At 73.4% G+C, this 14,102-nt stretch carries 7 protein-coding genes; 5 read left to right on the forward strand and 2 right to left on the reverse strand.

Annotation, left to right across the window (positions count from 1 at the left end; translation table 11 throughout):
- Positions 1-37 precede the first annotated feature (37 nt).
- Complete coding sequence (locus ACQPZW_RS10060) at positions 38-4,138, forward strand: molybdopterin-dependent oxidoreductase (protein WP_433794553.1); 4,101 nt, start codon at positions 38-40, stop codon at positions 4,136-4,138.
- A 137-nt stretch (positions 4,139-4,275) separates the two neighbouring features.
- Here ACQPZW_RS10060 and ACQPZW_RS10065 read toward each other — a convergent pair whose 3' ends face one another.
- Positions 4,276-8,406, reverse strand: a complete 4,131-nt coding sequence (locus tag ACQPZW_RS10065) for an SCO7613 C-terminal domain-containing membrane protein (protein WP_433794554.1) — start codon at positions 8,404-8,406, stop codon at positions 4,276-4,278.
- Positions 8,407-8,504: 98 nt separating this feature from the next.
- On the opposite strand from ACQPZW_RS10065, the gene ACQPZW_RS10070 reads away from it, so the two are divergent.
- Together ACQPZW_RS10070 and ACQPZW_RS10075 are read left to right on the forward strand one after the other, a co-directional pair.
- A complete protein-coding gene (locus ACQPZW_RS10070) occupies positions 8,505-10,106 on the forward strand; it encodes an amidohydrolase (protein WP_433794555.1) in 1,602 nt (533 codons plus the stop codon).
- Positions 10,107-10,196: 90 nt separating this feature from the next.
- Positions 10,197-11,096 carry a hypothetical protein gene (locus tag ACQPZW_RS10075; protein ID WP_433794556.1) on the forward strand — a complete coding sequence of 300 codons (900 nt, stop codon included), beginning with the start codon at positions 10,197-10,199 and terminating at the stop codon, positions 11,094-11,096.
- Positions 11,097-11,169: 73 nt separating this feature from the next.
- Here ACQPZW_RS10075 and ACQPZW_RS10080 read toward each other — a convergent pair whose 3' ends face one another.
- On the reverse strand, positions 11,170-11,568 hold the full coding sequence (locus tag ACQPZW_RS10080) for a hypothetical protein (protein ID WP_433794557.1): 399 nt from the start codon (positions 11,566-11,568) through the stop codon (positions 11,170-11,172).
- A 547-nt stretch (positions 11,569-12,115) separates the two neighbouring features.
- Here ACQPZW_RS10080 and ACQPZW_RS10085 point away from each other — a divergent pair.
- Together ACQPZW_RS10085 and ACQPZW_RS10090 are read left to right on the forward strand one after the other, a co-directional pair.
- A complete protein-coding gene (locus tag ACQPZW_RS10085; protein WP_433794558.1) occupies positions 12,116-12,799 on the forward strand; it encodes a discoidin domain-containing protein in 684 nt (227 codons plus the stop codon).
- 292 nt (positions 12,800-13,091) lie between these two features.
- Positions 13,092-13,973: a hypothetical protein gene (locus ACQPZW_RS10090; protein ID WP_433794559.1), complete on the forward strand. Its 882-nt coding sequence runs from the start codon at positions 13,092-13,094 to the stop codon at positions 13,971-13,973.
- The last annotated feature ends 129 nt before the right edge of the window (positions 13,974-14,102 follow it).

Genomic DNA, 14,102 nt, shown 5'->3' on the forward strand with positions numbered 1-14,102 from the left:
TAGGGTTGACGTGCGAGCTGAACTCGAAGGGGTGTCCGTGGCTGCCGATGTCACCCAGGTGAGAACCGTGTGCGGGTACTGCGGCGTCGGCTGCGGGATGGTGCTCGACGTCGCGCGCCAGGACGGCGGCCCGCTGAAGGTGATCAGGGCGAGCGGCGACCGGGACCACCCGGCCAACGCGGGACGCCTCTGCACCAAGGGCGCCACCAGCGCCGAGCTCCTCGCCGCGCCCGGCCGGCTGGACACCGCGCTGGTCCGTCCGGCGCGCGGGGCCGCCCCCGCACCGCAGGGTGTGGACGCCGCGATCAGCGAGACCGCACGCCGGCTGCGCGCGATCGTCGACGAGCACGGCCCGGACGCCTTCGCCATGTACGTCTCCGGCCAGATGACCCTGGAAGCTCAATACCTGGCGAACAAGCTGGTCAAGGGCTTCATTGGGACCAACAACATCGAGTCCAACTCGCGGCTGTGCATGGCCAGCGCGGGCACCGGCTACAAGCTGTCGCTCGGCGCCGACGGGCCGCCCGGCTCCTACGACGACCTCGACCACGCCGACGTGTTCCTGGTGATCGGCTCGAACATGGCTGACTGCCACCCGATCCTCTTCCTGCGGATGATGGAGCGGGTCAAAGCCGGCGCCAAGCTGATCGTCGTCGACCCGAGGCGCACCGCCACCGCCGACAAGGCCGACCTGTTCCTGCAGATCCGGCCGGGCGCCGACCTCGCGCTGCTCAACGGCCTGCTGGGGTTGATCACGCCGGACCTGGACTTCATCGCGTCGTGGACCGAGGGCTGGGAGGCGATGCCGGAGCTCCTGGCCGACTACCCACCGGACCGGGTCGCCGAGCTGACCGGGCTGGCCGAGGCCGACATCCGGACGGCTGCCGAGTGGATCGGCGCGGCCGCGAACTGGGTCAGCCTCTGGACCATGGGCCTCAACCAGAGCACCCACGGCACCTGGAACACCAACGCCCTGATCAACCTGCACCTGGCGACCGGCGCGATCGCCCGTACCGGCAGCGGCCCGTTCTCGCTCACCGGCCAGCCCAACGCGATGGGCGGCCGCGAGATGGGCTACATGGGGCCGGGGCTGCCCGGCCAGCGGTCCGTGCTGGTCCCGGCCGACCGCGAGTTCACCGAGCAGGTCTGGGGCGTACCGGCGGGCACATTGCGCACCGAGGTCGGCAAGGGCACCGTCGACATGTTCGAGCAGATGGCCGCCGGGAGGATCAAGGCCTGCTGGATCATCTGCACCAACCCGGTCGCCTCGGTCGGCAACCGGCGCACCGTCATCGCCGGTCTCGAGGCCGCCGAGCTGGTCGTCACCCAGGACGCGTTCGCCGAGACCGAGACCAACGCCTACGCCGACATCGCGCTGCCCGCCGCCATGTGGTCCGAGGCCGACGGCATCATGATCAATTCGGAGCGTTGCCTCACCCTCGTGCACCCGGTGGTCCCGGCGCCGGGCGAGGCACTGCCCGACTGGCAGATCATCGCCCGCGTCGCGGCCGAGATGGGCTACCGCGAGGCCTTCACCTACGGCTCGGCCGAGGAGATCCTCGAGGAGATCAAGAGCTTTGCCAACCCACAGACGGGGTACGACCTGCGCGGCGTCACCTACGAGAGGCTCGCCCGCGGACCGGTCCAGTGGCCCGCCGCCCCCGGGGGCCCCGACCGGAACCCGATCCGCTATCGCGCCGCCGACGGTGGCCTGCTCTTCGCCACGCCCAGCGGCAGAGCCGTCTTCCACGCCCGCCCGCACACCGACCCGGCCGAGATGCCCGACGACGACTACCCGTTCGTCCTCAACACCGGCCGCCTCCAGCACCAGTGGCACACCATGACCAAGACCGGGAAGATCGCCAAGCTCAACCGGCTCAACCCGAAACCGTTCCTCGAGATCAACGCCATCGACGCCGAGTGGTACGAGATCGCGGCCGGCGACCTGGTGGAGATCGCCTCCCGCCGCGGCCGGGCCGTCCTGCCGGCCGTCGTCACCGACCGCGTCCAGCCCGGTGCCTGCTTCGCCCCGATCCACTGGAACGACCTGTTCGGCGAGTACGTCAGCGTCAACGCCGTCACCAGCGACGCCGTCGACCCGATCTCCTTCCAGCCCGAGCTCAAGGTGTGCGCGGTCGCCCTCACCCGCGTCTCCGCGGCCCCGCCCCCGGCCACTCCCGGCGGGCGCTCCATCGCCGAGGCGGCCCTCTCCGTCGAGGCGAACGCCCTGCTCGCCCGGCTCGGGCTCGACCCGGCCCCACCCGTGCTCGACGAGGGGCAGCGGCGCTACCTCGCCGGGTTCCTCGCCGGCGCCACGCTGCGGCCCGAACCGGCGGCGCTCCCGGCGAGCGCCCCGTTCGACCCGGCCACGGCCATGTGGGTCAACGGGCTGCTCGCGGGAGTGCTGTCGCCCGTACCATCGCCGGGTCCTGATCGTGAAGCGAAGCCCGCGGAGGGCCGCCTGCAGGTGTTGTGGGCATCGCAGACCGGCACCGCCGAGGACTTCGCGCGGACCGTGGCCGGGCGCCTCGCCGAGACCGGGCGGCAGGTGAGCGTCCTCGGCATGGACGGCCCGGCCCCCGACCTGCTCGATCCCGGCGCTGACGTGCTCGTCGTGACCAGCACCTTCGGCGACGGCGACGCGCCCGACAACGGAAGCACCTTCTGGGACTCGCTGACCGGCGACAGCGCACCCCGGCTCGACGGGCAGCGTTACGCGGTCCTCGCCTTCGGCGACTCGAACTACGACGACTTCTGCGGGTACGGGCGGCGCCTCGACGAACGGCTCGCCGAGCTCGGCGCCGTCCGGCTGGCCCCGCGCGCCGACTGCGAGCCGGACTACGAGGAAACCGCCGACGGCTGGCTCACCGCCGTGCTCGCCGCTCTGACCTCTCCCTCCGGCCCTGCCGCCCCCGCCTCCCCGTCCGCCTCGGCCTCGCCTTCCGTCTCCGCCTCGTCTTCGGCCTCAGCCTCGCGTCCGGCTTCCGTCTCGTCGTCGGCTTCCGCCTCCGTCGTCGTCGCGGCGGCCAAGGTGGCGCCGGTGACCGCGGCGCTGGTCGGCAACCGGCTGCTCAGCCGGCCCGGCTCGGCCAAGGAGGTCCGGCAGTTCACCCTCGACACCGGCGGGCTCATCGACTACCGGGCCGGCGACGCGCTCGGCGTCTGGCCGGTCAACGGCGCGGACCTGGTCACCGAATGGCTGCACGTGACCGGTCTGGCCGCGAACACCACGATCACCCTCGACCGGGCCGGTGACGTGGCACTGGCCGACGCGCTCACCCGGCATCTCGACATCACCCGGGTCACCACCGACCTGCTGCGGTTCGTCGCCGAACGCAGCGGCTCCGGCCACCTGAAGACCCTGCTGCGCGCCGACAACAAGGGTGAGCTCGCCAAATGGACCTGGGGCCGGCAGGCGGTCGACGTCCTCGCCGAGCACCCGATCGACGCCTCCGCCCAGGAGCTCGCCGGCGTCCTGAAGAAGCTGCAGCCCCGCCACTACTCGATCAGCTCCACACCCGTCACCGATCCGGGTCTCGTCAGCCTCACCGTCTCGGTGGTCCGTTTCGACAACCATCGTGGTCGCTCCCGCAAGGGCGTCTGCTCCACCCACCTCGCCGACGCCCCGGCCGGAGCCCCAGTCCCGGTCTTCGTGCAGCGGGCCCCCCATTTCCGGATCCCCGCCGACCCCAACACGCCGATGATCATGGTGGGTCCCGGCACCGGGGTCGCCCCGTTCCTCGGCTTCCTGCACGAGCGCCAGGTCACCGGCGCCCCCGGCGGCAACTGGCTCTTCTTCGGCGAACAGCGCAGCGCCACCGACTTCTACTACGCCGAGGAGCTGGAGGCCCTCCGCGCCGACGGCATCCTCAGCCGCTTCGACGTGGCGTTCTCCCGAGACCAGCGCTCGAAGGTCTACGTACAGGACCGGATGCGCGAGAAGGGCGCCATGCTGTGGGCGTGGCTCCAGGCCGGCGCCCACTTCTACGTCTGCGGCGACGCCAGCCGCATGGCCCGCGACGTGGACCGGGCCCTCCACGACATCGCCGTCAACCACGGCCGCCTGACCGGTGAGGACGCCACCGCCTACCTGAAGCAGCTGGCAACCGAGAAGCGCTACGTCCGAGACGTCTACTGACGGATCCCGCAGTTCCGGCCGTCCGTGCATTTCCTGCCCGTTCGTGCTGTTCCAGGCCGTCCGTGCCGCTGCCCGCCCCTGGTTCTGTGGGGCCGGGCGGCCGATACGTGCTTCGGCGGGCCGGATCGGGCTGCCGGTCATGTCATGCGGGTGATGGCGGCTCGGAGGCGGGCCAGGTCGCGGCGGCGCTGTTCCATGGTGGTGGCGATGCCGACCAGGAGCAGGCCGCCGACCGCCAGCGGCACCCAGCGCGGCAGCAGGTCCCAGAACTGGATGAGCTCGTGCAGGGCCACGAGCAGCAGCGTCCCGCCGCCGGTGACGACCGGGGCCTGCAGGCGGGCCCGTGCCCCGACGAGCAGCACGAGCAACGCCCCCACACCGAGCAGCAGCCGGCGCAGGTAGTGCGGCTCGTTGGCGGTGCTGCCGGCGATGACCGCGAGCGTCGGCAGGAATGCGGCACCGAGCGCGGCGCCGTAGGCGCTCCACGACGGCAGTTCGGGCCGCCCACGTCGGGCGAACCACCCGGCGACGACCGCGAGCGCGGCGGCCGGCAGGGTGTAGACCTCGGTGGTCCTGACATCCCGCGACGACAGCAGCAGCCACCAGCCGACCAGCGCCACCACACCCGCGGCGACGCCGTACCCGAACCGTCCCCGCCGGGTCTCGCCCGGCCGCAGCGCGCGAACCGTGAGCACCAGCGCCCACAGTTTGCACACCAGAGCGGCCCATCCCAGAGTCTCCGTCAGGACGACCGCGAGCAGTGCGGACGCATGCCCCACGACGAGCGGCGCCCACGCTTCCCGGGGGCGGCGCGACGCGAGGACCGCCTCCACACCCACCACCAGCGCCCCGGCGGCGAGCACGAACAGCGGCGGCCCGGCGATCCCCACCGCGGTCAGATCAGCAACGGTGTACGCGACGACGACCACCGCAACGGCCCCACCGAGCCACCCCGCGACCCGATCGGACTCCACCCGCCCGAGCAGCCCCGCGGCCACACCCGCGGCGAGGACCAGGACGAACGCCGCGATGGTGGCTTCGTGCCCCGCCGTCGAGCCGGCCACTCCGGCCGCCGCCAGCGCCCCGAACAGCGCCGCCGTCAAACCGTGCACCGGTCGCCGCCCCGGCGTCAGTGCCAGGGTGAGCAGCCCGGCCAGGCCGGTGACCAGTCCCGCGATCGGCACCGCCGGCCAGGCCGGCCCACCGGCCGCGAAGACGAGCGGCACGAGCACGGCAGCGAACGGCACCGCAGCCCACCCCGCCGCCCGCCACGCCGAAACCCCGGCCCGGGCCCCGTCGTGTGCCCGCCGTGCCGGACCCGCGACCCCGGCCGCCCCCGGCTGCGCGGTCTCGCCGGGGGTCTGCGCCGGTGTCGTGGCCCCGTCGTGTGCCCGCCGTGCCGGACCCGCGACCCCGGCCGCCTCCGGCTGCGCGGTCTCGCCGGGGGTCTGCGCCGGTGTCGTGGCGCCGTCCGGTCCCGAGGTCCGGCCGGGAGCCTGCTCGCCGGGTGTGGAGTGGATGGTCGCGGAGTCCGAAGTGGCCCCGGCGACGACGCCGAACGCACCCGACCGGACGAGCACCGCGCCGGCGGCCGAGGCGGCGAGCCCGGCCGTGGCGATGGCGACGACACTCGACCAGGCGACCGGTGACTGCTGCGGCGGGATGCCCGACCAGACGTTCGCCAGGGCGGTCCACGGTTCGAGGAGCACGACCGCCAGGTCGGTGACGGTGAACGCGAGCAGCGCCAGCACGGGCTGCACGGCCGCGACGGCTCCGGCCGTGGACCGGGCCTGCGGGATCGGCAGCAGCGCGACGATGAGCAGGAGCGCCGCGGCCGCGTACAGCGCGAGCGGATCCTCGCCGGCCGCCGCCCACAACGGCGTGAACCCCGCCATGACCAGCGCGACGCCGAGGGCCTGCCACCGGTAGACGGGAATCCGCCGGTGGATCGTGTGCGCCACGAGACAGAGCAGCACCGCCACCCCGAGCGACACGCGCACCCGCCACGTGACCGGAACGTCCGCGGCGTGCAGCGCCGTCCACACGGTGGCGGGCACCGCGAGCAGCCCGGCGATCATCGCCCCGGCGCCGACGTCGACGCTGCGCGGGGCGTTCCGCAGGCCGAGAGCGGCGCCCACCCCGAGCACCGTGATCACCCCGCAGACGACGGCGATGACCTCGGCGCTCCCGAACCCGGTGATCACCGCATGCATCACGCCGGCCACACCGAAGGCACTCCGGTAGCCGGTGTCCTCGATCGTCCGCGACCGTCCCGCGAGCACGAGCGCGACCGCCGCGACGATCAGCCCGGCGACCGTCGCGGCCCACCATGCCAGCCCGAGGGCGCCCGGAATGATCAAGCCCACCGCGGCGAGGGCGGTCAGGCCCAGGTTGGTGTGGGCTCGGCGGGGCAGCATCAGCGCGTACGCGAAAGCCGTCACGACCGCGGCGATCAGCAGATCGGGTCCCGCCCCGGAGACGGCTCCGCCGAGCGGGGCGCCGAACACCGGCCGTGCCGCCTCGACGCTGCGGATCGCGCCCGCCACCGAGCCGAACAGCACGATGATGCCCGGAGCCACGCCTACGAGCAGCGCCCCGGCCCACGCCCCGAACCCGATCTCCGCCGGCACCCACCGCCGCAGCCACGCGGCCCCGGCCGCCTCCCCGAGCCGCCGCCCACCGCCTCCCGCCCCACCCGGCAGAGGAATTGCCGAGAAAGAAGAGGCAGAGGACGAGGCGGCCGCGGAAGAAGAGGCAGAGGACGACGCGGGCGCGGAAGGAGTGGTCGAGGACGACGCGGTCGAGGGAGAAGAGGTCGAGGACGCGGCGGCGGAGGGAGAGGTCGACGGAGAGGCGGCGGACGGCGAGGTAGAGGAAGGGGAAGCCGAAGGAGAGGTGGGCGTGGGCGCAGCGGACGGTGAGGCTGCGGAAGAGGTCGCGGGCGGCGACGGGAGGGTGGAGGGGCCGGGGGTGGACGGCGTGCGGACGGGCGCGGCGTCGGCGACCGGGCGGGCTCGGGGGAGCAGGGCGGCCACCGCGGCGAGGGCGAGGGACACGACGGCGAGGCGGGCGGCCGGGCCGTCGCCGCCCGGGAGGCTCAGGGGCAGGGTCCAGGCCCAGCGGGCGCCCGCCAGTCCGGCAGCGACGACCAGCACGCCCGCCGCCAACGACCGCTCGAACGGCTTCCGGACCAGGATCGTCCAGGTGAGCAGCAGGATCGGGGGCAGCAGCAGCGCTGCCCCGGCGATCGCGGCCGGGGCCGGGGTGGTGGCGACGGCGACCGCGCGGAGGGCGAGGAGAGCGCCGGCGCCGCCGGTGGCGCCGGCGCACAGGTAGGCGAGGACGCCGCCCCGGTCGGCGGTGAAGCGGGCGGCCCGCATCCGGAGGGCGGCGAGGTCCAGGGCGGCCGTGCCGGTGAACGCCAGGGACCATCCGACGAGCCCGGCGTCGCCGGCGGCGGCCAGGAGCGGGAGCACCGGCTGGGCCATGAGCAGCCCGGCGATCCGTGGCCCGCGGAGTCTCGTCATCGACGAGTACCCGAGGGCGATCGCCGCGGCGACGGCGAGGACCGCGGCGGCGTACCCCCGGGGGTCCCAGAGCCACACCCCCAGGAAGTCGACCGCCCACGCCGCGAAACCATCGAGAAGGATCATGAGCAGGCCGACGGCTGCGAGGGTCTCCGCCGCGGCGGTGAGGCCGCGCCGGACCGCGAACGGCGGCACCGCGAGGATCGCGACGGTGGCGCCGGCGAGCAGCAGCGCCCGCCCGGTGACGCCGACCTGCGCCCACGCGACGGCGGTGAAGACGGCCGCCGCGACCACCAGCAGCAACCCGCCGAGCGTGAAGAGGACGTTCTGCACGGTCAGCGTGCTGAGGCGGGGCTCAACGGGCGCCGCCGAGAGCCCCGGAGCGGGCGCCGGCGAGAGCCGCGGAGCGAGCGCCGGGAAGACCGCGGGCGCGGGAGAAGGCGCGGGCACGGGTGTACGGCGGGCGACGACCCGGGCAGCGGCCTGATTGCGGGTGGCCCTTGCGTCGTGCAGCCGCCGGTCGAGCGCCGTGACGTGAGCGCGGGCGTCGTGGAGTTGCCGGGTGAGGTCGGCGATCTCGCCGTCGAGCCGGATGACTTCGGCGGCGTCGGGGTCCGGGCCGGCGCCGCAGCCGGGGCAGCCGTCCGGAAGGGCCGCGGCGGCGCCGCACCGAGGGCAGGGGTACGAGGTGGTCACGGCCGTCCCGGGGAAGTGCGAGCTGGGAAGGACAGCTTCGCGCATCGATGCAAGTCCGGTGGGCCGTCGTGGCTCCGAGTGAACCGGCTCGTGCCGGTGCCGGTACTCCACGACGAGAACCGCCGAACGGAGGAGGCCCACACGTGAGCGCCGCCGACCTGATCCTGATGGCCGACCGGATCCACACCCTGTCCGGTGACCGGGCCCCGACCGCGATCGCGACGGCCGGCGGCGTGATCACCGCGCTCGGCGACCGTGCCGACGCCCGCGACTGGCGCGGCCCGCACACCGAGGTGATCGACCTGGGTGACGCCACGATCACCCCGGGCCTGGTGGACGGGCACTTCCACCCCGTCATGGGCATCGGCCTCACGCGTGGTGTGGACCTGTCGTCCGTCCGTACCCTCGCGGAATTGAGATCGGCCTTGCGGGGCGCCGACGTGGCGCCGGGCGGATGGCTGGAGGGCTGGGGTCTCGATCCGAACGCCTTCGAGGGCGCCCCCCTCACCCACGCGCCCCTGGTCGAGGCTGTCGGCCCGGACGTCCCGGTGTTCCTGCTGCTCTTCGACGCGCATGCGGCTCTGGTCAGCCCGAAGGCGCTCGCCATGGCCGGGGTCGACGGCCCGCGCGCCTTCGTGTCCGGCGCGAGCGTGGTCTGCGGTGCCGACGGCGTCCCGACCGGTCATCTGCTGGAGATGGAGGCCCTCGCGCTGGTCCGCACGCTGCTGCCGGCCGACGATCCGGCCGAGCGCCGGGCCCGGCTGGCCGATCTGCTGCGGCGGATGGCGGCGTGCGGCCTGACCGCGGCGAACGGGATGGATTTCGAGGCCGATTCGCTGCGGTTGTTCCGGGCCCTGGAGGACGACGGGGAGTTGCCGGTGCGCTGGCGGTTCGCGCCGTTCGTGATGCCGGGGACCGGCCGTGACGGGCTGGACGCGGTGATCGCGCAGCAGCGGCTCGCCGGTCGCCGCTGGCGGGTCGAGGGCGCCAAGTTCATGATCGACGGAACGATCGACGGCGGCACCGCCTGGCTCGACGAACCGGACACGCACGGCGAGTCGACCGCCTGCTTCTGGCCGGACCCGCGCGACTACACGGCTGCCGCGCACCTCCTGGCCGGGCACGGGATCCCGCTGGTCACGCACGCCATCGGCGACGCCGGGATCCGGTACGTCCTGGACACCTACGCCGGGCTGCCCGCCTCCGGGGTGCCGCATCGGATCGAGCATCTGGAGACCATGCCGTCGGAGCTGGTCGGGCGGTTCGCCGCGCTGGACGTGACGGCGAGCATGCAGCCCACCCACTGCAGTGGTTACATCCGCGCCGACCACAGCGACAACTGGTCGATCCGCCTCGGCAAACGTCGCGCCGACCGTGCCTTCCGGGCCCGTGACCTGCGCGATCGGGGCGCCCGTCTGGCGCTCGGCTCGGACTGGCCGATCGCGCCGTTCGACCCGCGCGCGATCGTCGCGGCGGCCCGGCTGCGCCGTCCCGCGGGGGAGCCGGGCGTCGAGCCGGTGCTGCCGGAACAGGCGCTCACCGCCCGGATGGCGCTGGAGGGCTACACCAGCGAGGCGGCCGCGGCGGCCGGACTGACCGGCGAGGCGGGCCGGCTCCGTCCCGGCTTCCGCGCCGATCTGACGGTCTTCGGTCTCGACCCGCTGGCCGCCCGTCCGGACGAGTTCGCCGAGGCCCCGGTCCCGCTGACCGTGGTCGACGGAGTGATCGCTCACCGTACCCGGTGACCGGCCGCCCCGCTCGTCGCGGCGGAGGCGGCCGTCCTGGAAATCGTCACTATTACGTCGTAGCGCACAAATGATATCTAGCCTGTAAGAATGGCTCTCATAACACATAGAAGGTTCACGTATCCTGCCGTCCTCGCTCTTTGTGCGGGGCTCGGCGTCACCACGGTCGCGGGGGTGCCCTCGCCGGCGAGCGCCGGGGCGCCGGTGATCGCGGGCGTACCCGAGCCGCCCGATCGGCAGAGACGACTGGAGAAGGCGCTCCTCACCGAGCGCGACGTGCCCGCCGGGTACGTCAAGCAGGACCTGGGCGGCACGGAGACGATCCTGGCCGAGGTGCTCTCCTCGCAGGAGCCGGGTGCCAGCCCCTGCGACATGGCCGACGAGCTCTCCGCCCTGTCGGTCACCGACACCGACACGTCGACCACCAACGCTCTGTCGGTCTCCGGCCCGACGATTCCCGCTGCGGAGGAGCCGGCCACGTCCGCACCCGCTCCCGCGGATCCGGTCAAGGGCAGCCCGCCCGTGGCCGACCCGGTCAAGGCCGGCCCGCCCTCGGCGCCGGTGGCCGAGCCCGACGTCCCGGTGACCGCCGGTGTCGTCTTCCTCAATGAGCAGACCAACGCGGTGGCGATCGAGGCGCTGGCCGTGATCGGTGAGGACGCCGCGCTCACGACGATCGACCAGATCCAGGAAGTCCTGGACGAGTGCCCGCTGATCGAGGTCGAGACCGTCAAGGTCACGACCGCGCCCCTGGCCTGGAACCCGCCGCTGGGCGACGAGTCGATCACCGGAACCGTGCTCGTGGAGGCCAAGTACTTCGGCATCGAGTTCTCGGCGAAGATCAAGTTCGCGCAGGTTGCCTACCGCGACGTGGCCCTGACGGTGGCTCTCGTCGGCGCGGACGACCCGAGGGACCACGATTTCAAGAAGCTCGCCCGGACCGCCGTGCGCAAGCTGGTCACCACGTCGGGCATCACCACCGGGTCCTGACCCGAGAAACCGGAGGCGGGCGCCCCGGCACCGCGCGATCCGCGCGGCGCGGGGCGCCCGTTCCGTATCCGGTTCACCCGTCCCCGGCACCCCAGTCGAAGACGTAACGGTTCGTGGCACGGTCGTAGGACTCGCCGATCACGCGCGGCGTCAGCCCGAACTCCTCCTCGGCCCATCGGCACATGGCGACGGCGAGTCCCTCCGGCTGGAAGTCGACCTCGACCAGGGCGACATCCGACACGATGACGGTGAGCGGCCCCGGCAGCCCGGCGGCCACCGCGGCGAGCCCACGGCGCAGCTCCTCCCGCTCGCCCTCCAGCAACGTGGCGGCGGACCCCACACACGCCAGCCGAACCGGCAGACCGGGCGACACCACGACACCGCCCGGCAGTTCCCCGGCCTCCGCCCGCGCCGTCAGGTTGATCCAGATCCCCCAGGATGTCCGCAGCAGCCGATATCGGTACGTCCGCATCCGGCTCCGCCCCTCTGAAAGGTATCCGTACTAAAACCCTCCGTGACCTGCGCCGACGCCGTCGCGACACGATGAATGTGATCGCTCTCACTTTGGTGGCGTCGATGCCCTGCACCGCGGCCTGCCGCCCCGCCGCGCCGAGCCGGACGGCATCACCGAGCGCCGGTTCTACGCCAAGATACTGCGCGACGGTCGATCGGCCACCGTCGAATCGAGCGGGAGGAAACCGCGTGGAGGGGCGTGACAGCGGGCAGCCGGTGGAACCGGCGTCCGGGGAGCGGCGCAAGCCCTCACGAGCGGACAGCCTGCGGCTCACCCGCATGCCGCAGATCCCGCGGGACACCCCGATTCCCGGCCGGGGCGGTGGTCCAGCCGGTTCGCCGGCTCCCGCTCCACCCCCTCGCCAGCCGGGGGGACACCCCTTTCACCACCCGACGCGGTACGCGTTTCGCCACTCGACGCGGTACGCCCTTCACCGCCCGAGGGCATACGCCCTTCACCGCCCGAGGGGGTACGCGCGAAGCGTCCCGCCATCCGCCGCCGGCTCGTGATCGCCGCCGGGGTCGTGCTGCTGCTCGCGGTGCCGATCGCCCTGGTCGTCGCCGACCGCTTCCGCACCCGGGCCCCCGCCGAGGCGGCAGCGCCCCTGCCCGGGGAGTCCACACCCGAGGCGGCGGCCTCCGAGCCGTTCCAGCCCGTTCCCGTCGTCACCGATGCGGCCGCCGCGCCGTCGTCCGCCGCGCCCGCCGCGCCGTCGTCCGCCCTGCCGTCGCCGTCGTCGTCGGCGAGTGCTCCGGCGGCGGGCGCCCCCTCCCCGAAACCCGGCGTGACCGGCCGTCCGAACCCGTCCGGCGCCAACCTGGCATTGCAGGGCACAGCGACGGCGTCCGCCTCCGAGGGTGACCCGTGGCTACCGGCGAACGCCATCGACGGCGACCGGTCGAGCCGCTGGTCTAGCGGCTTCTCCGATCCCCAGTGGATCCGCGTCGACCTGGGCCGCGACTGGCAGATCTCCGAGGTGGTCCTGGTCTGGGAACACGCCTACGGAACCGCCTATCGGGTGGAGACCTCGACCGACGGCAGGTCGTGGAGCCGCGTTTACGCGACCACCACGGGAACCGGCGGCACGGTGAAGATCAGCGAGAAAACCGTCGCCCGTCACCTTCGCGTGTACGGCACGGAGCGAGTCGGCAGCTACGGATACTCCCTCCTGGAAATCGAGATCCGCTGACCGGGCCACCGCCACCGTAGCTCGCGCGACGATCACCCGCCCAGGTGACCGTGCGTAGTGGACAGTCCGAGAGGGTGTGCGTCCACCCTGCGTGACCATCGACGGATCACCCTCCAGGGGTGCTCCGGAATATTTTTTCGGGCACTTCGTACACGTACTCTGAGCTGCGATTTTGATGCTTCTCGGAGGGGTGATTCGGGATGCTTCCGGCATGAGTCGTTGAACCCCTCGGCGCCCGCCGCCCGTATGGCCCCCGACCGACGGCATGGACGTTCAACGACGAGGAGTGATTATGAGGGCGCGCTCGTACCGACGTAACAGCCCGGACAACCGGCGCAAGACGATCGGCGCGGCTGTGGTCGCCGGCGTGCTCGTGGTGAGCGGCGTGGTCGGTGTCCAACTGGCCAACGCCAGCACCGAGAAGGCCGGCGCCGGCGCGAAGGCCGCCGACGTGATCACCGTGAACGGCCAGCAGTTCGACGTCTCCCAGTGCGCCGAGCTCCAGGTCGACGGCGTGAACGTGATCTGCGACGGCGAGGAGCTCGCTCCGGTCGAGCAGCAGGCTCCCGGTGAGGCCGCCGCCGACGCGGCCGTCGCCCTCGAGGCGGCGTGCGACACCTTCGCCGCCGACGTGGCCGCTGCCGCCGGTGAGGCCGGAGCCGAGGACGCCGCCGAGGCCGCCGAGCAGGCCGCCGAGGACCCGGCCGCCGCCAAGGCCGAGAACCGGGCGCTCGCCAAGAAGTACACCAAGATCCTCAAGGCGGCCAAGAAGGAGGCCGCCGGCAAGAAGGGCAAGAACAACGGCAACGCCAAGGGCAACGGCAACGGCAAGGGCGCTGCCGAGGAGCAGGGCGCTGCCGAAGAGGGCGCCGCTGAGGAAGGCGCTGCCGAGGAGCAGGGCGCTGCCGGCCAGGCCGACGCTGCCGCCGCTGTGACCTCCGCCCAGCAGGCGTTCCTGCAGTCCTGCCTGGCCCTGGTCGACGCCAAGGCGGTAGCCGCCGCGGCGGGCGCCGGTGACGCGGGCGCCGACGAGCAGGGTGCCGAGGAAGGCGCCGCTGAGCAGGGCGCCGGCGAGCAGGGCGCTGACGAGCAGGGTGCGGCTGACGAGGGCGCGGCCGAGCAGGGTGCGGCTGAGGAGGCTGCCGGCCACAAGGCGGGCACCAAGCGGGGCTGACCCCGCGGCAATCCCCATACCGTGACGGTGGTCCGGGCGACGAGGCGGCGCCCGAACCACCGTCACACCTGTTGGTGCGGGTGGTGACGGCGGAGCCGGTGACCAGCGGCTTCAGCCCGGCGCCCGCGG

Origin of the sequence: Actinoplanes sp. CA-252034 (assembly GCF_050956125.1) — a bacterium.
In the GTDB taxonomy this organism is placed as follows: domain Bacteria; phylum Actinomycetota; class Actinomycetes; order Mycobacteriales; family Micromonosporaceae; genus Actinoplanes.